Source organism: Enterobacter cloacae complex sp. I3 (assembly GCF_014896175.1).
GTDB lineage: Bacteria > Pseudomonadota > Gammaproteobacteria > Enterobacterales > Enterobacteriaceae > Enterobacter > Enterobacter bugandensis.
On record NZ_JADBQZ010000003.1, the window covers coordinates 224161 to 247215 of the forward strand.

23 protein-coding genes are annotated in these 23055 nt (G+C 55.0%); 11 read left to right on the forward strand and 12 right to left on the reverse strand.

The window, feature by feature from the left end; translation table 11 throughout:
- Positions 1 to 80 precede the first annotated feature (80 nt).
- The gene (locus IM271_RS03555; RefSeq protein ID WP_193052177.1) at positions 81 to 1118 is read left to right on the forward strand and encodes a LacI family DNA-binding transcriptional regulator; all 1038 of its coding nucleotides are present in this window, start codon (positions 81 to 83) and stop codon (positions 1116 to 1118) included.
- On the opposite strand, the gene lysA is transcribed toward IM271_RS03555, so the two are convergent.
- Positions 1088 to 2350, reverse strand: a complete 1263-nt coding sequence (gene lysA / locus IM271_RS03560) for a diaminopimelate decarboxylase (protein ID WP_045629967.1) — start codon at positions 2348 to 2350, stop codon at positions 1088 to 1090. The genes IM271_RS03555 and lysA overlap by 31 nt on opposite strands.
- 122 nt (positions 2351 to 2472) lie before the next feature.
- Between lysA and IM271_RS03565 the strand changes: the two genes are divergently transcribed.
- On the forward strand, positions 2473 to 3399 hold the full coding sequence (locus tag IM271_RS03565; RefSeq protein ID WP_048999241.1) for a LysR family transcriptional regulator: 927 nt from the start codon (positions 2473 to 2475) through the stop codon (positions 3397 to 3399).
- On the opposite strand, the gene IM271_RS03570 is transcribed toward IM271_RS03565, so the two are convergent.
- On the reverse strand, positions 3394 to 4086 hold the full coding sequence (locus IM271_RS03570; RefSeq protein WP_192979267.1) for an aspartate/glutamate racemase: 693 nt from the start codon (positions 4084 to 4086) through the stop codon (positions 3394 to 3396). The two genes, IM271_RS03565 and IM271_RS03570, sit on opposite strands and share 6 nt — an antisense overlap.
- Before the next feature lie 133 nt (positions 4087 to 4219).
- Between IM271_RS03570 and IM271_RS03575 the strand changes: the two genes are divergently transcribed.
- Positions 4220 to 4543 (forward strand): cupin domain-containing protein, encoded by a 324-nt coding sequence (locus tag IM271_RS03575; RefSeq protein ID WP_192987130.1) that lies wholly within the window; start codon positions 4220 to 4222, stop codon positions 4541 to 4543.
- Positions 4544 to 4580: 37 nt separating this feature from the next.
- On the opposite strand, the gene wzz(fepE) is transcribed toward IM271_RS03575, so the two are convergent.
- The 6 genes from wzz(fepE) to IM271_RS03605 all read right to left on the reverse strand — a co-directional run bounded on the left by wzz(fepE) (position 4581) and on the right by IM271_RS03605 (position 11657).
- Positions 4581 to 5705: an LPS O-antigen length regulator Wzz(fepE) gene (wzz(fepE), locus tag IM271_RS03580; RefSeq protein ID WP_193052178.1), complete on the reverse strand. Its 1125-nt coding sequence runs from the start codon at positions 5703 to 5705 to the stop codon at positions 4581 to 4583.
- Positions 5706 to 5892: 187 nt separating this feature from the next.
- Positions 5893 to 7308 (reverse strand): sugar porter family MFS transporter, encoded by a 1416-nt coding sequence (locus IM271_RS03585; RefSeq protein ID WP_028014298.1) that lies wholly within the window; start codon positions 7306 to 7308, stop codon positions 5893 to 5895.
- A gap of 313 nt (positions 7309 to 7621) precedes the next feature.
- Entirely contained in the window at positions 7622 to 8383 is a 762-nt protein-coding gene (gene kduD, locus IM271_RS03590) for a 2-dehydro-3-deoxy-D-gluconate 5-dehydrogenase KduD (protein ID WP_048999238.1), read from the reverse strand.
- A 63-nt stretch (positions 8384 to 8446) separates the two neighbouring features.
- Positions 8447 to 9283, reverse strand: coding sequence for a 5-dehydro-4-deoxy-D-glucuronate isomerase (kduI, locus tag IM271_RS03595; protein WP_059358101.1), 837 nt, complete (start codon positions 9281 to 9283; stop codon positions 8447 to 8449).
- Between the two features lie 235 nt (positions 9284 to 9518).
- Positions 9519 to 10697 carry an acetyl-CoA C-acetyltransferase gene (locus IM271_RS03600; RefSeq protein ID WP_028014300.1) on the reverse strand — a complete coding sequence of 393 codons (1179 nt, stop codon included), beginning with the start codon at positions 10695 to 10697 and terminating at the stop codon, positions 9519 to 9521.
- A gap of 93 nt (positions 10698 to 10790) precedes the next feature.
- Positions 10791 to 11657, reverse strand: coding sequence for a LysR family transcriptional regulator (locus tag IM271_RS03605; RefSeq protein ID WP_193052179.1), 867 nt, complete (start codon positions 11655 to 11657; stop codon positions 10791 to 10793).
- A gap of 104 nt (positions 11658 to 11761) precedes the next feature.
- Between IM271_RS03605 and IM271_RS03610 the strand changes: the two genes are divergently transcribed.
- Positions 11762 to 12223 (forward strand): multidrug/biocide efflux PACE transporter, encoded by a 462-nt coding sequence (locus IM271_RS03610; RefSeq protein ID WP_041908370.1) that lies wholly within the window; start codon positions 11762 to 11764, stop codon positions 12221 to 12223.
- Between the two features lie 119 nt (positions 12224 to 12342).
- Positions 12343 to 13572, forward strand: a complete 1230-nt coding sequence (locus IM271_RS03615; RefSeq protein ID WP_193052180.1) for an amino acid permease — start codon at positions 12343 to 12345, stop codon at positions 13570 to 13572.
- A 36-nt stretch (positions 13573 to 13608) separates the two neighbouring features.
- Here IM271_RS03615 and IM271_RS03620 read toward each other — a convergent pair whose 3' ends face one another.
- Both IM271_RS03620 and yjdI read right to left on the reverse strand, forming a co-directional pair.
- The gene (locus IM271_RS03620) at positions 13609 to 13881 is read right to left on the reverse strand and encodes a GNAT family N-acetyltransferase (RefSeq protein WP_045260919.1); all 273 of its coding nucleotides are present in this window, start codon (positions 13879 to 13881) and stop codon (positions 13609 to 13611) included.
- 10 nt (positions 13882 to 13891) lie between these two features.
- On the reverse strand, positions 13892 to 14122 hold the full coding sequence (gene yjdI / locus IM271_RS03625; protein WP_041908367.1) for a 4Fe-4S mono-cluster protein YjdI: 231 nt from the start codon (positions 14120 to 14122) through the stop codon (positions 13892 to 13894).
- 178 nt (positions 14123 to 14300) lie between these two features.
- Between yjdI and IM271_RS03630 the strand changes: the two genes are divergently transcribed.
- From IM271_RS03630 to IM271_RS03655, 6 genes are all read left to right on the forward strand, one after another.
- Entirely contained in the window at positions 14301 to 15941 is a 1641-nt protein-coding gene (locus tag IM271_RS03630) for a sensor histidine kinase (RefSeq protein ID WP_193052181.1), read from the forward strand.
- Positions 15925 to 16620: a response regulator gene (locus tag IM271_RS03635; RefSeq protein WP_193052182.1), complete on the forward strand. Its 696-nt coding sequence runs from the start codon at positions 15925 to 15927 to the stop codon at positions 16618 to 16620. The genes IM271_RS03630 and IM271_RS03635 overlap by 17 nt, the downstream gene beginning before the upstream one ends.
- 168 nt (positions 16621 to 16788) lie before the next feature.
- Positions 16789 to 17877, forward strand: a complete 1089-nt coding sequence (locus IM271_RS03640) for an ABC transporter substrate-binding protein (protein WP_028014307.1) — start codon at positions 16789 to 16791, stop codon at positions 17875 to 17877.
- 79 nt (positions 17878 to 17956) lie between these two features.
- Entirely contained in the window at positions 17957 to 19726 is a 1770-nt protein-coding gene (locus tag IM271_RS03645; protein ID WP_193052183.1) for an iron ABC transporter permease, read from the forward strand.
- Positions 19719 to 20789: an ABC transporter ATP-binding protein gene (locus IM271_RS03650; RefSeq protein ID WP_193052184.1), complete on the forward strand. Its 1071-nt coding sequence runs from the start codon at positions 19719 to 19721 to the stop codon at positions 20787 to 20789. The genes IM271_RS03645 and IM271_RS03650 overlap by 8 nt, the downstream gene beginning before the upstream one ends.
- A gap of 174 nt (positions 20790 to 20963) precedes the next feature.
- Entirely contained in the window at positions 20964 to 21359 is a 396-nt protein-coding gene (locus tag IM271_RS03655; RefSeq protein ID WP_193052185.1) for a hypothetical protein, read from the forward strand.
- A 59-nt stretch (positions 21360 to 21418) separates the two neighbouring features.
- Here IM271_RS03655 and IM271_RS03660 read toward each other — a convergent pair whose 3' ends face one another.
- Positions 21419 to 22033 carry an outer membrane beta-barrel protein gene (locus tag IM271_RS03660; RefSeq protein WP_193052186.1) on the reverse strand — a complete coding sequence of 205 codons (615 nt, stop codon included), beginning with the start codon at positions 22031 to 22033 and terminating at the stop codon, positions 21419 to 21421.
- Positions 22034 to 22126: 93 nt separating this feature from the next.
- Entirely contained in the window at positions 22127 to 22756 is a 630-nt protein-coding gene (locus IM271_RS03665) for a helix-turn-helix domain-containing protein (RefSeq protein WP_045260926.1), read from the reverse strand.
- Between the last annotated feature and the right edge of the window lie 299 nt (positions 22757 to 23055).

The window sequence follows — 23055 nt, forward strand, 5'->3', positions numbered from 1 at the left end:
GTTTTGCGCTTCCCGCATCGCTTATACGCTGTCAGGTCTGTGTTAAACTGCAAACCATTACGTGGAAGCAGGAATGTAGAATGGCAACAATGCTGGATGTCTCACTGCGCGCGGGCGTGTCGAAGGCTACCGTCTCGCGCGTGCTGAACGGCACAGGTCAGGTTAAAGAGAGCACGCGTCAGCAGGTCTTTGCTGCGATGGAAGAGCTGGGCTACCGCCCAAACTTTCTCGCGCGTTCGCTGGCTAACCAGACCAGCAACAGCATTGGTCTGGTCGTCTCTACCTTCGACGGCTTTTACTTTGGTCGTCTTTTGCAGCAGGCGTCGCGGCAGACCGAAACCCACGGGAAACAGCTGATCGTCACCGACGGTCACGACGCGCCAGAGCAGGAAGAGCAGGCGGTGCAAATGCTGGCCGACCGCCAGTGCGATGCCATCGTGCTTTACACGCGCTATATGAGCGAAAAAGCGATCATCAAGCTGATTAATACCGTGCAAACGCCGCTGGTGGTCATCAACCGTGAAGTCAGCCAGGCACCGGAGCGCTGCGTGTTCTTCGAACAACAGGATGCCGCGTTTAAGGCGGTGAATTACCTGATCAATCAGGGCCACCGGGAGATCGCCTGCATTACCGTTCCGATCCACACCCCCACGGGTAAAGCGCGGCTGATGGGCTACCGTAAGGCGCTGGAAAAGCACGGCATTCGTCTGGACGAGCGTCGAATAAAGTACGGTGATGCGGGAATGACGCGGGGCTATGAGCTGTGTAAGGAGCTGATTGCTGAAGGGGTGTCGTTCAGCGCGCTGTTTGCCTGTAACGATGATATGGCGCTGGGCGCGTCCAAAGCGCTGCATCAGGCAGGGCTTAAGATCCCGCAGGATATCTCCCTGTTCGGCTTTGACGATGCCCCAAGCGCAAAGTGGCTGGAGCCTGCGCTGTCGTCGGTTTATCTGCCGATAGATAACATGATCGTCACGGCTATCGATCAGGCGATCCGGCTGGCGAAGAACCAGCCGGTCGATGCGATCCCGCCATTTACCGGCACGCTGGTATTACGCGATTCGGTCACAACGGGGCCGTACTTTAATCAAACGAGTTCCAGCGCCAGCAGTTCCTGAATGGTCTGGCGACGACGGATCAGCCGCGCCTTGCCGTTATCAAACAGCACTTCCGGCAGCAGCGGACGGCTGTTGTAGTTCGAGGACATAGACGCCCCGTACGCCCCGGTGTCGTGCAGCACCAGGTAATCGCCCGGCTTCACCTCGGGCAGCGCGCGGGTTTCAACTTTGCCACCTTCCTGCTGGGTAAACACATCACCGGATTCACACAGCGGGCCTGCGACCACCGTCTCGCGGCGCGGCGCGTGCGTTAAATCGCGGCCATCGGCAGCCAGGGCGGTAATGTGATGGTAGCTGCCGTACATGGACGGACGCATCAGGTCGTTAAAGCCCGCATCAATCAGCACGAAGTGGCGGGAGCCCATCTCTTTGACGCTGCGTACCTGCGCCACCAGCACGCCGGCTTCGGCTACCAGGAAACGACCCGGCTCAATTTCCAGCTTCACGGCATGGCCCAGATGCGCGGCAATTTGATCGCGCGCGGCGCTCCACAGGCCGTAATAGTGATCGGTGTCGATCGCCTCTTCCCCTTCACGATAAGGAATGGAAAGACCGCCACCGGCGGAGATCGCCTCCAGATCCTGACCGAAGTCGACAACCTGGCGCACCATCGCCCCGCACACCTGCTCCAGGTGGCCGTAATCGACGCCGGAGCCAATGTGCATATGAATACCGACCAGCTTCAGGCTGTAGCGCTGCAGTACCTCAAGCGCGGCAGGCATATCGGCATACCAGATCCCGTGCTTGCTGTTTTCGCCCCCGGTGTTGGTTTTTTGGCTATGGCCATGTCCAAAGCCCGGGTTGACGCGCAGCCAGACGCGATGGCCGGGTGAAACCTGCCCAAGCTGCTCCAGCATATCCACAGAACCGGCGTTCACCGGCACCTGCAGTTCATGCACGCGCGCAAGCGTGGCGTCGTCGATCACATCCGCGGTAAAGACGATCGCGTCAGGATCGGTTTTCGGATCAAAGCCTGCCGCCAGCGCACGCTCGATTTCACCCAGCGACACGGAGTCAACCTTCACGCCCTGCTCACGCATCAGGCGCAGAATATGAATATTGGAGCAGGCCTTCTGGGCAAAACGCACCACGTCAAACTGATGCAGGGCGGCGATCTTCTCGCGAACGATCTGCGCGTCGTAGACCCATACCGGGCAGCCAAACTCGGCGGGCAGGCGCAGCAGGTTTTCAGCGTTCAAATCGGTATCCGTCTGGTTGAGCGGGCGTGGCATGGTCTTCTCCGGTTCAATTCATTTTTAATGATTACGCCACAGCGGAAGCAGAATAAAAAATATCGTTTTATCGCGAGTCTATGCAAAAATGATATGGACAGTTCCTTGCCTTCAGGTGCCCTATGCCCGCCGTCAATTTACGCCACATCGAGATTTTTCACGCCGTGATGACCACCGGCAATCTCACCGAAGCCGCGCAGATGCTGCATACCTCGCAGCCGACGGTCAGCCGCGAGCTGGCGCGCTTCGAGAAAGTGCTGGGGCTGAAGCTGTTCGAACGCGCCCGGGGCAGGCTTCACCCGACGGTGCAGGGGTTGCGCCTGTTTGAGGAAGTGCAGCGCTCATGGTACGGGCTGGACAGAATCGTCAGCGCGGCGGAAAGCCTGCGCGAGTTTCGTCAGGGCGAGCTGTCGATTGTCTGCCTGCCCGTCTTCTCTCAGTCCTTCTTACCGACGCTGCTCCAGCCTTTTCTGGCCCGCTATCCTGAGGTCAATCTCACCATCGTCCCGCAGGAGTCGCCTCTGCTTGAAGAGTGGCTGTCGGCACAGCGGCACGATCTCGGGTTAACCGAAACCCTCTCGACACCCGCAGGAACGGCGCGCACGGAACTGCTCGCGCTGGATGAAGTGTGCGTTCTGCCCGCCGGGCATCGGCTTGCCCACAAAGCAGTGCTGACACCCGCGGATTTTCATGGTGAAAACTACATTAGCCTGTCGCAAACGGACAGCTACCGGCAGCTGCTGGATACGCTTTTTTCTGAGCATCAGGTGAAGCGGCGGATGGTCGTTGAAACCCACAGCGCGGCGTCAATATGCGCGATGGTGCGCGCGGGCGTTGGCGTTGCGGTCGTCAATCCGCTTACGGCGCTGGACTATGCAGGAAGCGGGATCGTCATCCGCCGTTTTAGCGTTTCCGTCCCGTTCACCGTAAGCCTTATCCGCCCGCTGCACCGTCCGGCTTCCGCGCTGGTGGACGCATTCACCGAACACTTAGTTGAGCATGCGCGTCAGGTGGCGCTTCGCTTACCTGACCTGCAAAACCCGTTATGACAGCATAAATTCCACGGCATCTGCCGCGTGAATGGCCGCGGTATCAAACACCGGGATGGGGCTTCGTTCGGCCGGCACCAGCAAACCGATCTCCGTGCAGCCGAAAATCACCCCTTCAGCCCCCTGCTGCGCCAGTTTATCTATTACGCTGACGTAATATGCGCGGGAGGTTTCGCTGAAGGTTCCGAGGCAGAGCTCGTCGAAGATAATCTGATTGATGCGCGCCCGGTCCCCCTCATCCGGGATCAGGCTTTCAATCCCAAACTCGCTGTGCAAGCGCCCGCGATAGAAATCCTGCTCCATGGTGTAACGTGTGCCCAGCAAGGCCACGCGCGACATTCCCGAAGCGCGAATGGCGCGTCCGGTGGCGTCCGCGATGTGCAGGAACGGCAGCGAACAGCGCGCTTCAATGTGCGAGGCCACTTTGTGCATCGTGTTGGTACACAGCAGAATGCCCTGCGCCCCCGCACGCTCCAGCCCCAGCGCGGCATAAGCCAGGATTTCTCCGGCTTTATCCCATTCGCCGCTCGACTGGCAGGCTTCGATTTCATGAAAATCAACGCTGTGCAGCAGCAGGCTCGCGGAGTGCAGGCCGCCCAGACGCTGCTTTACGCCTTCGTTAATCAGGCGGTAATAAGGGATTGTCGATTCCCAGCTCATCCCACCTATCAGGCCAATCGTTTTCATCATCGCTCCTTATCTGTTTAAGCCAGTGAAGCAAACTTGTGATCCTGTTTCCAGTTCTTTATTACGTCGTTTTCTTTTTAAGCTGGCCAATGTAAATTAAATAAAACACTGTTTTATTATGAAGGGCAAAGCCATGTTTATGTTCCACAAAGAGACCGCGTCTGAAGATCTGGGGAACGGCGTTAAGCGTCGCGTGCTGGCCCACGGCGGCAGGATGATGGCGGTTGAAGTACAGTTTGAGCAGGGCGCGATTGGCCCACTGCATAACCACCCGCACGAACAGTTAACCTATGTTCTCTCTGGTGAATTTGAGTTTACCATTGGTGAAGAGAAGCATGTCGTAACGGCGGGAGATACCCTCTACAAACAACCACATGTGATGCACGGCTGCGTCTGCCTCAGGGCCGGCACGCTGCTGGACACCTTTACGCCTGTGCGCGAGGATTTCCTGAAATAAAAAAGGCGCTGTAGCAGCGCCTTCATGTGTGCAGAATTTATTCCGTTACCGGCTCTGGCAATGGGTTTCGGCTGAGCATGGCCTCACGGAGTAATACGCTGCCGCAGGCAAACAGAGCGCCAAGGATCGCCGCCAGAATGACAATCATGCCTTTGCCCGGGCCGTCTTTTTTCACCGGCATCGATGGCGAAAGCTGATACCTGAATGGCTCAAGCTTAACGTCTGCGAAGGAGAGTTTTTTCAGCTGCGCCAGGTAATATTCCCGGTTCTGGAAGTCCGCGTTCAGCTCCGTCACATCCTTCAGATTTTTTTCAATCCTTAGCTTTTCCGCGATACCGTCAGCCCCGAGCGCAACGGAGTAATCCGGATCGTCTTTTATCCCTTGTCCGTTGCTATAAACAGGCTTCTTAATGCCCGCCGCATTCGCCACTTCCAGCGAATAGTTCAGCCGCTGCAGGTTGGTGTTATGCACATTGGTCAGACGAACGCGGTCGAGCGTCAGCTGCTGCTCTACCTCGTTCGTTTTGAGGGCGATTTGGTTGCGGATATTCTGCACCGTTTCTTTCTCAACAATTGCCGAGATATAGTTGATATACCCCTCCAGAACGGATTGGGCATCGGCTGCGGTCGGCGCGGTGAAGCTCAATGTCCAGGAGACGAAAGGCGCTTTATCCGCATCTTTTCCCTGAACATCATTCACCGCTTTCATTTTGTCTGCAATATTGACAACCGCACGGTGCAGTTCAAGCGGGTCTACTTGCGCATTCTTGAGCTGCGCCATCACATAAGGGGAAGAGGTCATATACTCTTCAAGCAATGACTGCGACTGGAATTTTTTAATAAACAGGTCAAAGACTTCCTGACGGGTAACCGGCACCTTCACATCAAGAACCTGCAGCGCAACCATCATCTGGCTCAGCGGGTTCCACTGTGTCTGTTCCGCCGGAGTGATCACCGCTTTACTGGTCCATTTTTGCGGCAGTAGAAGCGCAATTGCCAGACCTGCCAGCGCGAAAACAAAGATAATAGTGGCAATACGTTTTTTCGCGATAATCAGAATATCTAACAGGCCCAGAAGATCGATCTCTTTTGAACTGACTGCTGGAGGAGCATATGAGGGAAAATCGAGGTCCGTATTTTTTTTGAAATCCATTGCTGACATAGCCGTTCTTCTGTTTCGGGTGCAGTAAATTCCTGCCGGGTGAGTTCAGTTGCCCGATAATACAAGAAACTAAGAATAATCTGAACGCGAGAATGGACTATCTGAGGAATTGCTATCAAAGTTGGTAGTTATTCAGCATCACGCTAACAAAACGCCGGGTGGCGCTGCGCTTACCCGGCATTAACCCTTACACGCCGATATTTCGCAGTTTCTCCCCGCTCATCAGCTTGCGTTCAATATGTTCCAGCGTCACGCCTTTGGTTTCTGGAATTAGCCAGAATGTCACGCCAATAAATGCCACGTTCAGCACCGTATAGAGCCAGAAGGTTCCCGCCGCGCCAATCGCATCCAGCAGCGTCAGGAAGGTCGCGCCGATGATCATGTTCGACACCCAGTTGGTGGTGGTGGAACAGGTGATACCAAAATCGCGACATTTCAGCGGCTGAATTTCAGAGCACAGGATCCACACCACCGGCGCGGCGCTCATCGCGTAGCCAGCAATACACATCATGGTCATGCCCACGGAGAGCCAGGAGAGGCCGCTGGACGCCGTGCCGTTATCAAACTGCATCAGACAGTAGCCGAGGATCAGCGTACCGAGCGCCATCACGCTAAAGCCAATTTTCAGCGCCGGTTTACGTCCGGCTTTATCGACGGTGAACACCGCAATAAAGGTGGCGAACATAAAGGTCAGCCCCACCACCAGCGTGGCGATCATCTGCTGTTCGGTGGTGGTAAAACCGGCCATTTTGAAGATGCGCGGGGCGTAATACATGATGATGTTCATCCCCGTGAACTGCTGCATCGCCTGCAGCAACATGCCGAGGAACACCGCGCGGCGCACGTTGCGGTTAGCCTTAAACAGCGACCAGCCGCCCTGCTTCAGCTTCAGGCTTTCGCGGATCTCGTTCAGCTCTTCACGCGCTTTCTCAGACGTGTCGCGCAGCATGCGCAGCACCTCTTCCGCTTCCACGTGACGCCCTTTTTGTGCCAGCCAGCGCGGACTGTTGGGCAGGAAGATCACTAAAACAATCAGCACTACCGCAGGCAGCGCCAGCACGCCGAGCATCGCCCGCCAGTTACCGCTGTAGCTGAAGTACGTATCGGACAGGAACGCCAGCACGATGCCCAGCGTCACCATCAGCTGGTACATGCTAATCATCTTGCCGCGCACGTTCTCGCTCGCCATTTCGGAGAGATACAGCGGCGCGGTGTAGGAGGCAATCCCCACCGCCACGCCCAGCAGCACGCGGGAGAGCAGCAGCACTTCAACGTTAGTGGCAAACGCCGAACCTATGGACCCGGCAACAAACAGGACCGCCCCGACCATCAGGCTGTATTTACGCCCAAGGCGGAACGAAAGCCAGCCGTTAAACAGCGCGCCGATGGCCGCGCCGAGCATCATGCTGCTCACCACCCACTCCTGCAGGCGGTTACTCAGCGTAAAGTGATCGGTAATAAACGGCAGCGCCCCGGCGATCACGCCGATATCCAGGCCGAACAACAAACCGGCCACGGCTGCCGCAATGGAGACAAACTGGTTCATGCGGCGGGTATCGCGCAGCGCGGCGGGCATCAGGGTAGAGTCATTTATAGATGTCATATTTTTCCTGCCTCAACAGCAAAATTCGTTAAATGAAATTACGAGATAGCGGGAAAAAGTGTCAGGGCGGAATTCGTGAAGATATGGATTATTTCGCTATGGCATAGCGATCTGTGATGGACATTACAATTTCAACTAATGCTGGATAATCACCTGATTTTACTAACGCCTTAATTTTTCAATAATAAAAATGTGATGGCAGTCATCTATGATTTTTAAGTATGGATTTTTCGTGTTTATCAATATGGACTTTGACAAATTTTAAGCAAAAAAAACCTCCGCCGAAGAGCAGAGGTATTTGTCATAAGTTAGGTTATCGCGCCAGCCAGCCGCCATCAACCGCGACGGTATAACCATTGATATAGTCCGATGCCGGGGAAGCCAGGAACACTACCGGCCCCATCAGATCGCTCGGCAGCCCCCAGCGGCCCGCCGGAATACGCTCCAGGATCGCCGCACTGCGTTCTTCGTCCGCGCGAAGCTGCTGGGTGTTGTTGGTGGCCATGTAGCCCGGCGCAATCGCGTTGACGTTGATGTTGTGCTGCGCCCATTCGTTCGCCAGCAGGCGGGTCACGCCCATCACCGCGCTTTTCGACGCGGTGTAAGACGGCACGCGGATGCCGCCCTGGAAGGAGAGCATCGACGCGATGTTAATGATCTTGCCGCCCTTGCCCTGCGCGATGAAGTGCTTCGCCGCCGCCTGGGACATAAAGAATACGCTCTTGATGTTCAGGTTCATGACATCGTCCCAGTCGGTCTCGCTGAAGTTAATCGCGTCTTCACGGCGGATCAGCCCCGCGTTGTTGACCAGAATGTCGATATGGCCAAATTCCGCCACCGCGCGATCCAGCAGCTCCGGAATAGCGTCGATTTTACGCAGGTCGGCGGTCAGGCTGAGAAAACGGCGGCCCAGAGAGGTTACGCGTTCGATGGTTTCCGTGGGCTCAACGATGTTAATCCCGACGATATCACAGCCCGCTTCCGCCAGGCCTAACGCCATCCCCTGGCCCAGTCCGGTGTCACACCCGGAAACCACGGCCACTTTACCCTGCAGAGAAAATGCATCCAGAATCATGTTTGTTCCTTACTCTTTCAGCGCCTGTCATCAACAGGCAGATGTATGCTTAACTGCCCGCGACTAGCGCAGATCCTTAACCGCGACGTGGTCCATGTCATCGAAGACCTGGTTTTCTCCAACCATCCCCCAGATGAAGGTATAGGCTTTCGTCCCCACGCCGGAGTGAATAGACCAGCTGGGTGAAATCACCGCCTGCTCGTTATGCATGACGATATGGCGAGTTTCCTGAGGCTGTCCCATCATGTGGAACACGCAGGCGTCTTCATCCATGTTGAAGTAGAAGTAGACTTCCATGCGGCGTTCGTGGGTATGGCACGGCATGGTGTTCCACAGGTTGCCCGGGGCCAGTTCGGTCAGACCCATGCTGAGCTGGCAGGTTTCCAGCACATCCGGCACGAAGTATTTATTGATGGTGCGGCGGTTGCTGGTGAGGTTGTCGCCCAGCGTCACGGGCGCAACGTCCGCGGGCGTTACTTTTTGGGTTGGATAAGCGGTGTGCGCCGGGGCGCAGTTGTAGTAAAACTTTGCGGGTTTACCGCCGTCGATGCTGGCAAAGACCACCTCTTTCGCCCCTTTGCCGACGTACAGCCCGTCGCGGTGGCCAATCTCGTAGCACTGGCCGTCCACGGTAATCGTGCCCGGCCCGCCAATATTAATCACCCCCAGTTCACGACGCTCCAGGAAGTAGCTTACGCCCAGCTGCTTGCCTACTTCACCGCCCACGGAGACGGTTTTAGCCACCGGCATAATGCCACCCACGATAATGCGGTCGATGTGGCTATAGACCATGGTGTATTTATCGGCTTCGAACACCTGCTCAATTAAAAACTCGCTGCGCAGTCCCTGAGTATCCAGCGTTTTGGCGTGCGCGCTGTGGATGCTTTGTCTGACGTCCACGGTAACCTCCAGATGTGGTCATGCCCGAAGGCAGAAATTAAACGAAACGACGTTTCGTTTTATGATGAGCACATACTAGCGGCATAAAATAGGGTTTTCAATTGCAATTAAAACAACGTTTCATTTTTTATTTTTGTTTATAACAGAAATGACGCGCGGATCACGATTACTTCCCATGAAGAGAAGAACACAATAAAAAAAACCTCCCGAAGGAGGTTTTTTAAGTGAGGAGAAATTAGCGTTCGATGGCGAGCGCCACGCCCTGTCCGCCGCCTATACAGAGGGTAGCGATCCCTTTGCGCGCGTTTCGCTTTTTCATTTCGTGGACCAGCGAAACCAGGATTCGGCAGCCGGACGCGCCGATGGGATGCCCTAGCGCAATTGCACCGCCGTTCACGTTGACCCGCAGCGGATCCCACTCCAGCATTTTGCCGACCGAGATCGCCTGCGCGGCAAAGGCTTCGTTCACTTCGATCAGATCGACATCCGAAAGTTGCCACCCTGCGCGCTCCAGGCAGCGACGGGTAGCGTAGACCGGCGCAATCCCCATCAACGCAGGATCCACGCCCACGCTGGCAAACGCCTTAATGCGGGCCAGCACGGGGAGATCGAGCTCAAGGGCTTTACTTTCGCTCATCATCATCACGGCGGCGGCACCGTCGTTAATGGACGAGGCATTGCCCGCGGTGACCGAGCCCTGCGTTTCAAACGCGGGATTCAGTCTCGCCAGGCCTTCCGCACTGGCATCCGTGCGCGGCTGTTCATCGGTATCGACGACGATCGCCTCGCCGTTCTGACGCTGCGTGCTGACCGGGACAATCTCGTCGCGAAAGCGACCGGAATCAATCGCGGCACGCGCTTTTTGCTGCGAACTGAGCGCATAAGCGTCCTGCAATTCGCGGCTAATGCCGTACTCGCGCGCCAGGTTTTCTGCCGTCACGCCCATATGATAGTCGTTGAACGCATCCCACAGCCCGTCATGCACGAGGCTGTCGAGCAGCTGGCTGTTGCCCAGCTGCGCGCCGGTTCGGCTATCGGTGAGAACGTGCGGCGCGCGGCTCATGTTCTCTTGTCCGCCAGCGATAACCACATCCGCTTCACCGCACTGAATGGCCTGGGTGGCGAGATGCAGCGCTTTTAACCCTGAACCACAGACGTCGTTGATGGTAATGGCGGAGACGGTGTTGGGCAGCCCGCCCTTCAGCGCCGCCTGTCGCGCGGGGTTTTGCCCGGCACCGGCCGTGAGAACCTGCCCCAGGATCACCTCATCAACTTCATGGGCTGCGATCCCGCTACGTTCCACCAGAGCTTTAACGACCACGCTGCCCAGGTCAACCGCCGAGTGACGCGCAAGCGCTCCCTGAAAACAGCCGATAGCCGTACGCAACGCACCCACTATTACGACATCTTTCATCACGACCTCTGTGTTAAATGACATGACGATAGTAGAGGATTGTTACTGGCAATTATCTTAATTGTTTAAAAATAGTGAGTTTAATCACAAGGATTAGCGTGCATCCTGCAGATACTGCCGCAGCCAGCTTCCGGCCACGCCGGGAGGGGATCGTTTATTCCACAGTAGATCGATGCCGATCGCCCGTGGCCAGCCGGGAACATTGAGCTGTACCAGCGACTTCGCAGCGGCGAATTCATCCACCAGCGCGCACGGCAGCACGCACCAGCCGAACCCCTGGACGGCCATACTCAGCAGTAACAGGTAGTTCGGCGCTGACCAGATGGGCCCGCGCGCGATCTCAGCCTCGCGCTCAAGGTAGGTGCTGAGCCTCAGCTCCCGCCAGCCGTGCAGCTCGTCGCTCTGCACCTCGTGTTGTCCGGCGAGCGGATGCGTGGTCGCGGCATATATCGCCATTCGGGTCTGCACCGGCAGCCGGGTAGCGCCAATATCCGTAGGATAACCGTCTCGCGCTTCCGTCAGCCCCACCTGCGCGCGCTCCTTTTGCAGCAGATCGATCACGTCCTCTTCCTCGCCAATCAGGCATTCGAATTCCGTGTGGGGAAAGCGAGCGTCAAACTGCTTCATCAGATCTTCAAGCACGTCGGGGTTGAGGGTATCGGAGAGGACAAACGTCAGACGCGCCTCCGTTTGTGCCGTTAACGACACCGCCAGCTCATCCAGCCGCGTGCTGGCGGCAAGGATGGCCTGCACATAGCCCAGCACCTGTTCTCCCTGGACCGTTAACACCGGCTGGCGCGCCGAGCGGTCAAACAGTTCGAAACCCAGATCGGCTTCAAGATTGGCAATGGAGGTGCTGATCGTCGACTGGCTTTTACGCAGCCTGCGCGCGGCAGCAGAGAAAGAGCCTGCCGCAACGGTCTCAACAAACGCGGTAAGAGCTTCAGGTGAATAGCGCATAGACTATCTACTTTATCGATGGATACTATCTTTAATATATCAACTTTAGCGATAAAAATAGGCTACATCAACGCCCATACCGGTGAATAAATGAGGTCTACACTATGCAACATCAGGATGCACTCCAACGTAAGCTGCCGGAGCGGATCTTTCATGCTGTCTGTTTCGAAGGGATTGCCACGGCAATTCTCGCCCCCACGGCGGCATGGCTGATGCAGCGCTCGGTGGTGGAGATGGGTGGGTTAACCATTATCCTGGCTACCACCGCCATGCTCTGGAACATTATCTATAACTTCGGCTTCGACCGTTTCTGGCCTGTCCAGCGCGTAAAACGTACGGCAAAAGTGCGCGCGCTGCACGCCCTGGGGTTCGAATGCGGGTTTATTGTAATCGGCGTGTCGATTGTCGCCGCCGTGCTGGGCGTGACCCTGCTTGAGGCATTCACGTTAGAAATTGGTTTCTTCCTGTTCTTCCTGCCATACACCATGTTCTATAACTGGGCATACGATAACCTGCGTGAGAAATTCCTTAAGCGTCGCCAGCAACGACGCGCTCTGGCAGGCTAAACCCCCGCTGGCCGGACGCCTGTTCCGGCCAAACTCCGTCGAAGCAACTGCGCTCTTCAGGCATAACTATGGTAAATTGCACGCCATTCTGATGGTTTGTTAGTTGAAACGTTGCTCTAATGTCGAAAATTTGGTCAAAAGATGAGACTCTCTGGAGTTTCGCTCTCTACGGCACAGCCGTGGGCGCAGGAACGCTCTTCCTGCCCATTCAGCTGGGCTCCGCAGGCGCAATCGTCCTGTTTATCACCGCCCTCGTGGCCTACCCGTTAACCTACTGGCCGCACCGGGCGCTGGCGCAATTTATTCTCTCGTCCAACACAAAAGGTAATGAAGGGATCACCGGCGCCGTCTCCCACTACTATGGTAAGAAGATTGGCAATCTGATCACCACGCTCTATTTCATCGCCTTCTTTGTGGTGGTGCAGATTTATGCGGTGGCCATCACCAACTCGTTAACCGAGCAGCTGGCAAAACACCTGACGGTAGATACCACCGTTCGCGTGCTGGTCAGCCTGGGGGTGGTGCTGGTATTGAATCTGATTTTCCTGATGGGACGGCATATCACGATAAAAGTGATGGGCTTCCTGGTGTTTCCGCTGATTGCCTATTTCCTGTTTGTCTCGATCTATCTCACCGGAAGCTGGCAGCCCTCGTTGCTCACCAGCCAGATGGCCTTCGATCGCCATACGCTGCATCAGGTCTGGATTTCGATTCCGGTGATGGTGTTTGCCTTTAGCCATACCCCGATTATCTCAACGTTTGCCGTTGACCGCCGCGAGAAGTTTGCCGACGGTGCCATGGATAAATGCAAGAAGATCATGAAGGTGGCGTACCTGATTATCTGCCTGAGCGTGCTGTTCTTTGTCTTCAGCTGCCTGCTCTCTATCCCACCGTCCTATATTATGGCCGCCAAAGAGCAGGGGGTGACGATTCTGTCAGCGCTGTCGATGATGCCGTCTTCCCCAGCCTGGCTCGGCATTTCCGGGATTATCGTGGCGATCGTAGCGATGTCGAAATCGTTCCTCGGCACCTATTTTGGGGTGATTGAAGGGGCGACGGAGATCGTGAAGTCATCGCTAAATCAGGTGGGGATTAAAAAGAGCCGCGCCTTTAACCGCGCGATTTCCATTATGGGGGTGTCGTTAATCACCTTTGCGGTCTGCTGCATTAACCCGAACGCCATCTCAATGATTTACGCCATCAGCGGCCCGCTTATCGCCATGATCCTGTTTATCATGCCGACGCTGTCGACGTATCTGATCCCTTCCCTGAAACCATACCGCTCCATTGGCAGCCTGCTGACGCTGATCGTCGGCGTGCTGTGCGTGTCGGTGATGTTTGTTGGCTAGACGTACTCGTGCCCGGCGTGCTGCCGGGCGCGTTATTTACGCCCGAATATCGTCATATTCCCGCGTCTTATCAAACTCATGCTTCGCAAACGGGCACAGCGGAATAATTTTGCGGTTCTCACCGCGCATCTTCTCCACCACTTTCGCCACCAGCTGTTTACCGACGCCCTGCCCTTTCAGGCTCTCATCCACATCAGTGTGCTCGATAATGCTCAGGTGCTCGCCGGTCGGCACGAAGACAATCTCTGCGACCTGATTGCCGTCTGCATCATTCACGTAAAACTTATTATGGCCTTCCAGAATATCCATGGTTCCTCGCTTATTTTTGGCGATACTTCAGCGCACCGCTCGGGCAGGTATCAATCACGCGTACAACCGTTTCAACGTCCACTTCATCGGGAATGATCCACGGCTTACGTTTCAGATTAAACAGCTTTGCGCTCCCACGCACGCAGTTACCTGAGTGTTTGCAGATCCCGGTATTAAAGTAAACGTCAATTTTCTCGCCGGTATAGGCCCGGTACCCCTCATCCAGTAGTTCTTTATCCATGACATTGCCTCTGTAATTATTATCTTGCTGAATGAAGCATAGCCTTACGGGATCCTGATGGCTATAACGCCGAAAACGAAAAGCCAGGTCACAACTCTTTTCTCGCCAGATTGCGTCCGCTATTGGCACATGTCAGGCTCCGCAAATCTCTCACTTTCATAGGGCTAGCACAGGTTGAATGAAACGCAGACTCTCTTTTCAGGTAAAGCTGTTTTTAGCGCTGGTGTGCTTCTCCTGCCTGCTGTTAGTTCTGCTGGGAACGATCCTGTTTCATTTTATTGACCGACAGCTACACCACGATTTGGGCCAGCGCGCCCGGGTTCAGGCCAGTGAAATCGCCCTGATACCCGGTCTGGCGGAAATGGTGGCAGCCAGAGATATCCCCGGTATCGCCCGCTTAATACAGCCGCTGCGTGCCGAAAGCGATGCCAGCTATATTGTGATTGGCGATACCCGGGAACAGCACCTTTATCATTCGGAATCACCGGAGCGCATTAATTTACCGATGATTGGAGGGGATAATGCGGAGGTGTTAAAAGGCAAAACCATTATTTCCGTGCGTCAGGGCGGGATTGGGGTGTCCCTGCGCAGCAAAGCGCCAATCTTTAATGCGCAGCATCAGGTAATTGGCATCGTCTCGGTCGGCTATCTGACCTCGTATATCGCCAATATTAACGCCCGCATTCTCTGGCAGGCTGGACTGTACGGTATTGCCCTTCTGCTGTTGCTGTTTATTTTCTCCTGGCTGTTTACCCGCAATCTTAAAAAGCAGATGTTCCGCCTTGAGCCGAAAGATATCGCCCAGCTGGTTTTGCAGCAACGCGCGTTATTAGAAGCGATGTACGAGGGGGTATTTGCCATCAATGAAGAGAAGCGGCTGATTTTAATTAACCGGGCAGCCAGGGAGATGCTGGATATTCATCAAAGTGAGAAAGAACTTATCGGCAAACCGCTGGAAGATGTTCTGCAGACGTCGCCGGGCTTTTTATCCCAGCGCTACGCCTCGGTAAGCGCTGGTCGCCACGACCAGATCGCAGTGCTTAACCAGCGAGAGGTGATCGTTAACCGCGTGGCGATTGAGGTCGAACCCGGCGTTGAAAGCGGCTGGGTGTACAGCTTTCGCGACAAAAACGACATTAACACCCTCAGCAGCCAACTGAGCCAGATCAAGCGCTATGCGGACAACCTGCGCATTATGCGCCACGAGCAGTTGAACTGGACCGCGACTCTGGTGGGGCTGCTGCAGATGAAACACTATGACGAGGCGATCCGTTACATCCAGATGCAGTCAGAAGGCGCGCAGCGCGTGCTGGACTTCGTTTCGGCCCATTTTTCCTCTCCGGCCCTGTGCGGGCTGCTGTTAGGAAAATACGTCAGCGCACGCGAAAAAGGCGTTGAACTGCAGTTTGACCCGGCCTGCCAGCTCACCCGCATGCCCGGCACGCTCAACGAAACGGAGCTGATGTCCATTATTGGTAACCTGCTGGATAACGCGGTGGACGCGACCCTTAAGGCACCGGTCCCCGCGCCGGTGGAACTCTACATTTCTGACCGCAACCAGGAGTTGTTGATAGAGGTGGCAGACAGAGGCTGCGGTGTGGATGAGGCGATGAAGCCACACATTTTCCGCCAGGGGTTCAGCAGCAAACCGGAAAGTGAGAACGACATTGTGGGTACCGAGCACGGTATTGGCCTGTTTCTGGTGGCAGGCTATATCAGGAAAGCGGGCGGCAGCATAGAGATCGCCGACAACACGCCGCAGGGCACCATTTTTTCTGTGTTTATTCCCAATGGACAACAGCATGACCCGACCACTTGACGTTGTGATCGTTGAAGATGAACCGCACCTGGCGGAGCTGCATCGCGAGTATATCGAGCAGAATTTTCACTTGCACGTGGTGGGCATCGCCGCGTCGATTGAACAGGCATGCTGCCTGATTCGTCAGCACCAGCCGCGGCTTATCCTGCTGGACAACTATCTCCCGGACGGTAAAGGCGTGGAGCTCATCGATAACCCGCTGCTGAAAAGCTATGAATGCTCGGTGATCTTTATCACCGCCGCCAGCGATATGCAGACCTGCAGCCATGCCATGCGCAGCGGCGCGTTTGACTACCTGATCAAGCCCGTCTTTTTCCAGCGCCTGCACGCCTCGCTGGAGCGGTTTATGCGCTTCGTCCACACCGTGCAGCAGGTGAAAGTGGTCGACCAGCACGCGCTGGATCGTCTGTTTAATCTGCCTGCCGCGGAAGCCTCCATTACGCCGTCGACGAAGGGCATTGAACCCCAAACGCTGGAAAGGATTAAACGCCTGTTCGCCGAACATCCCGACAGCGCGATGTCGGTTGAAGAGGTAGTGGATAACGTGGGGATCAGCAAAACCACGGGGCGTCGCTACCTGGAATACTGCGTGGAGAGCGGGTTAATCATCGTCGAAATGCTGTATGGCAATATTGGTCATCCACGGCGGCTATACCGCAAAGCCGACGATAAACCGTAATCCGAAACCGTTCGCAGGCAAACGTTCGCGGATTTTATGGTGTTAATTGCTGAAACGATGGTGACAGTCACACTTCGGAATCATTGCCCGCGCCTCCCTATTGTCGGAGGCGCGCTTTACGCTATGTTGACAATTAGTTCCTCAAATGTAACTAAAAGGTTAACTATAATGTCGAACACGTTCCGAATTTCTCTGCTTACCGCTACCGTCCTGTTCTCTGCTTCTGCACTCTCTGCCCTGCCGCAGGGCTATCCTGCTGAGTATCAAAAAGTTGTCGATGCCGCCACCAAAGAGGGCAAGGTGGTGATTTACTCCACCACCGACACCAAAGCCGCCGGGCCGCTGATTGCGGGCTTCGAAAAAACCTACCCGGGCATCAAAGTTGAATACAACGACATGAACAGCACCGAGCTGTACAACCGTTTTATCAGCGAACAGGCCTCCGGTGGCGGTAGCGGCGACGTGGTCTGGAGCTCCTCAATGGACACCGGGCTGAAACTCGCCACCGACTACGCCATGGAGTACAAATCGCCGGAGCAAAGTCAGCTGCCGAAATGGGCAGTCTGGAAAGATAAAGCATACGGCACCACCTATGAGCCAGTGGTATTTATCTACAACAAGCGCCTGATCCCGGCTGGCGACGTGCCGGATTCTCACGCCGCGCTGGCGAAGCTGATTGCCAGCCAGACGGACAAATTCAAGAGCAAAGTCACCACCTACGACATCGAAAAATCGGGTCTTGGCTTTATGCTTTCCGTGCAGGATCACAAGGCCGATCCAAACTACTTTAAAACCCTGGCCGACGTCGCCAAAGGCGGCTTAGCGGTGCAGTCATCAACGGGCACCATGATGGAGAGGGTTTCCTCCGGTGAAAACCTGATCGGCTTTAACATCCTCGGATCCTATGCTGAAGCCCGTGCGAAGAACGATCCTTCTCTCGGCATTTCGTACCCGAAAGATTACACGCTGGTGCTCTCGCGCGTGTCGTTCATCAGCCAGCAGGCGCAAAACAGCAATGCGGCAAAACTGTGGCTGGACTATGTGCTGTCTGAAAAAGGGCAAAGCATTCTGGCCAGTCAGGCGGATATTCCCTCCATCCGTAACGATATCGAAGGCAAAAATGATATTGACGGCCTGACCAAAATCCTCGGTAACGCGCTGAAGCCGATCCCGGTTGATGAAACGCTGCTGGAGTACCTGCAGCCGAAAAAACGCCTGGAGTACATCAAAGAGTGGCGTGCAGCCGCCGCCAAATAAGCGTTCGGGCGCGGCGCACGCCGTCGCGCTCCCTGTCGACTGAGTTCGTTTTATTGGGCTGCAACACCAGGGATACCCCATGAATACATTACGCAGAAAGTGGCAAAGCCTGCCGCGCGGCATCGTCGTGCTGATAACCGCTCTGGTTATCTACACGCCGCTGTCATTTATCGTGATACAGAGCTTCCTGTCCGCTCCGTTCTTTTCTCCGGCAAAAGAGTGGAGCCTTGAATCATTTGGCTTTATCTTCACCGACCCTGATTTCTATAAGGCCCTGAGAAGCGGTTTTATTCTCGCCTTCGGGCTGGTCATCATCGCCATTCCGCTGGGTGGCGTGCTGGCGTTTCTGATGGTTCGCACCGACCTGCCCGGCCGCCGCCTGATTGAACCGCTGATCCTGGTCCCCATTTTCGTATCGCCGATGGTGCTCGGCTTTGGCTATGTGGTGGCTGCTGGTCCCGTGGGCTTTCTGTCCCTGTGGGCGCAGGCGCTGATCGGCTTTGTGCCGTGGAACATCTACGATATGTCGAGCATCGTGGTCATTGCTGGCCTGACGCACGTGCCGCATGCCTATCTCTATATTTCATCCGCGCTGCGCAGCGTCGGCTCTGATGTTGAAGAAGCCGCGCGCATTGCGGGTGCCTCTCCGCTGCAGGTGATGACCTCGGTCAGTCTGCCAATGGTGCGCCCGTCGATCCTGTACGCCATCGTGCTGCTGTTCTTCCTCGGGCTGGAAGTATTTGGCCTGATGCTGGTGCTCGGCGATCCGGAAGGCAATATGGTGCTGGCAACCTACCTGTACCAGCTGACGAACAAGCTCGGCACGCCTTCCTATCACCTGATGGCGGCGGTTGCCGTGGTGCTGATCTGCATCACCATCCCGCTGGTGATGCTCCAGCGTCGTCTGATGCGCACCGCCAACCGCTTCGTCACGATGAAAGGGAAAGCCTCACAGGCTCGCGCGTTACCGCTGGGCAAATGGCGCTGGGTTGCCGGGGCGGTGGTTGCCTTCTGGCTCACCGTCACCATCGGCGTGCCGCTGCTCGGCGTGGTGCTGCGCGCGTTTATCTCCAACTGGGGTGTGGGCGTTTCGCTGTGGGATGAGCTTTCGCTGAGCACTTTCCGCACCATCTGGACACAGCCCAACCTGCTGCGCGCCATCGTCAACTCCATGGCAATTGGGGTGATTGGCGGCGCGCTGGCCGTGGCGTGCTACCTGTTCGTCGGGATTGCGATGCACCGTAAACCGGATAACACCACGCGCTTCCTGGACTACAGCGTGCTGGTGCCGCGCGCCGTGCCTGGCCTGCTTGCCGGTCTGGCGTTCCTGTGGGTGTTCCTGTTCCTGCCGATGTGGCTGGACAACTCGCTGAAATCCGGCTGGCTTTCCGGGTTCGCCTGGACCGACTGGATGCGCGAGAACGTCATCGTCTGGCTGCGTTCGCTGCGCAGCACCATTTTCAGCGTCTGGCTGGCCTATACCGTGGTGTGGATGGCTTACGGGCTGAGGCTTATCTCTTCCACGCTGCTGCAGGTGGGGCCAGAGCTTGAAGAAGCCGCGCGCAGCACCGGGGCGACGCGCGGGCAGATCACCCGCCATGTGACCATTCCCCTCTCCCGCTACGGTCTTATTGGTTCGTGGCTGCTGATGTTTCTGATCTTTGAGCGCGAATACTCAACGGGTGTGTATCTGCTTTCCCCCGGCACGGAGACCATCGGTTCAATGCTGGTTTCCCTCTGGGCCGCGGGTGCCATTGATATCGTGGCGGCGCTCTCTTTCATTAACATCCTGCTGGTCGTGGTAGGTCTGGGCATTGCCCTTCGTTTCGGAGTGAAAATACATGATTGAATTAGCGGTTGACGATCTGCACTTAACCTACGGCGACAATCCTGTTTTAAAAGGTGTCTCCATGAACCTGAAGCGCGGCGAAGTGGTCTCACTGTTAGGCCCCTCCGGCAGTGGTAAAACCACCCTGCTGCGTGCCGTCGCGGGTCTGGAAAAACCGACGCAGGGGTCGATTGTCATTGGCAACAATAAAGTTTACGACGGCACGCCGCGCAGTGAGATCCCGGCAGAAGAGCGTAACCTGGGGCTGGTGTTCCAGTCCTATGCCCTGTGGCCGCACAAAACCGTGTTTGAGAACGTGGCCTATCCGCTCAAGCTGCGTAAAGTTCCGGCCAAAGAGATCCAGCAGCGCGTACAGGACGTGCTGGACCAGCTGGGTCTGGGCCATCTTGGCAAACGTCACCCGCACCAGCTCTCCGGTGGACAGCAGCAGCGCGTGGCGATTGGCCGCGCGCTGGTGTACAACCCACCGGTGATTTTGCTGGACGAGCCGCTTTCCAACCTCGACGCCAAGCTGCGCGAAGAGGCCCGCGTGTTCCTGCGCGAGCTGATTATCAAGCTCGGGTTATCCGCGCTGATGGTGACGCATGACCAGAACGAAGCGATGTCCATATCCGACCGCATCCTGCTGCTTAACAACGGCAAAATTGAGCAACAGGGCACGCCGCAGGAGATGTACGGCTCGCCAAAAACGCTGTTTACCGCCGAGTTTATGGGCAGCAACAACCGCCTGCACGGCAAGGTCACCGAAGTGCGCGACGGCAGAGCGCGTATCGAAGGGAAAGGCTGGGTGCTGTGGGGCCAGGCGGGCGAAGGGGTACAGAGCGGTAATGACGCTACGGCGGTGATCCGGGTCGAGCGCGTGGCGGTGGTTGAGGAGCCAGGGGAAAATCAGCTTGAACTGCCGCTGCTCACCAGCATGTATCTTGGTGACCACTGGGAGTACCTGTTCCGCACGCCGGGAGATGATTTTGTCATTCGCGCGTATGGGCATGAGGTTCGGGATCCGCAGCACTGCCATCTTTCGCTGCCGGAGAAGCATGTTTGGGTGTTCCCGAAAAACTGATAAAAAAGGCTGCGTACTGCAGCCTGTTTTACTTTAACAGCGTGAACAACCGTTTATGTCTACGCCGTTGTTAAACATACCCGCTAAGTTATTTAAAATTAAACAAGTTTACTCTGAAGATCTTCCTGTTGTTTACGATAATGTCCGTTCCGCTTATTAACCCTGAGTTGTCCAATGAAGACACGGTCATTATTACTGGCGCTGTTCAGCCTCAATTTAGTTACCGCCTGCAGCGCATCTCATCCGGATAAGGTTGAACAGATACATCATCTGCAGGTTCCGCTAGTTCTACCGGGAGATAAACCGCCTTCCATTCCGGCCTCGCATATTGCAGCGCTTTATCAGGAGAATAAAGTACAGATAGACAGATTATCGGCACAACTGAAATCAGAGTATTTACAGCACGCTACCGCGAAGGATATTTTTACCAAAGATAGCCCCGTTCAGCCAGTCTACGCCTCGCTGACAAAACTAGAACAGCTTGAAATGATTAATCAGCAATACCTGAAAGACAAAAACGTTACCGGCCTGCAAAAGATTAAACTTGCTCTTGATCCTTTAGTTACTTAAATACCAAAAAGCCCAACTGCTAAGCAGTCGGGCTTTTATCATTGAGAGGCTAACAACGATCAATCGTGCTGTCCAAATCGCCATGTCAGGCCTGCTGTTACGGAGCTTACGTCGCTGCTGACGCCAATCTGGTTGGCATTACCCACATTGCTTACCCATTGATATTCGAGGCGACCAGCCAAATTTTTGTTGAACGCATACTCTGTCCCCACCGCGGCAAGCGGGCGAACGCCTGTATCGAAACGATTGTGACCACTTACATCAGATTCTGCCCGATATGCCATCGCACCGGCGCGCCCATAGATATCCCAGCTGTCGGTCACGGCATAGCTGGCTTTTAAGGACATCTGCAGCCCCTGGCTTTTCATTTGTGCGCCCGCACTATGATTGCCTTTAATCTGCATATTTCCTAAATAATCGTAACCACCTTCTACTGCCAGCCAGGGTGTCATCTGATAGCCAGCGTAAACCCCGCCACCGACGTTATCATGATCGATATTATACTGGCTGGAGCCACTGTTATTATCGCTCGCTTTTGAACCGGTGCTGGCGTCAAAATAGTGTGACCAGCCGAATTTAGCCCCGCTGTACCATGTACCTGTATCTGCAGCTGCAAATGCAGTTGTGGCAGTGAATGCGTTAGCAATAATTAATGCAAAAAGTGTCTTCTTCATACAAATCCCGTTTACTCCGTTGAATAGTTTCAGTGAGCAAACGATATCGACAAACGAGAACAACGTGAAATACTTTTCTGTTTAATTTTAAATTTAGAACGACTCCGGTAAATCTCCCAATTCCATTAAATACCCGCCGCGCTTAAATGCGATATATTGACCTTGCTTAAGGGCTGATAATACGTTGAGAATACTGCTGCGTGAAAGAAGCGTACGATCCTGAATATATTCCAGAATGCTGATTCGCATACGCGCCTCTTCGGGCAATAATACCATTTCCTGCAAATAACTGCGAATCACGGAATAGGTACGTTGCTGCACGACCTGCGCATCACGATAAATGAGATACGCCGTATGATACGACAGCAAGGCCGCAACATCTTCCCAGACGCCCTGTTGACGAAATAGCGTAGCTGCTTCATCTGCATCAGCACGTAAAATGATAGACTCTCTTTCTGCACGTAAAATATGCCCCTGTGTCGGCTGAATCATCTCGGCAATGCCGAACAGATGAGGCTCAAAAACGGTCACCAGGAGCAGACCATCAGATGCCCGCAGCAAAGAAAGCTCACCCTCCTGAAAAAGATACATTTGCTGGTGGCCTTTGTGTTTCCAGGTGATCCGTTTACGCGGCACGAGCTTCACTTTTTCCGCGATCGGCTCAAGGATGGCAGTAAGACGTTCAATAGATTGTTCAGGCCGAACGGGAGGTAAAATATTCATGACACCACCTTTTAGCGTTGGGTAATAGCCATTATAGACTACAGCGGTCATGGCTCAGACAAGTATGAGGGAGAAGTGATATCAGATGGAAAAGGATGAGTAAAAAGAAATTTTGTTTATTTTTGGATTTCCCCTCAGAACATTAGTGATATATAACTGATATTTATTGGTGCTTGCTTTAAAACCCATGAAAAGCCACGGAGAAAAGACCATTAAAACCTGAATAACCTTGCCTTTTTACGCATCATTTCATTAATGATTATTCTTAACACAGCAATAAACACTTATTATTTCTAAAT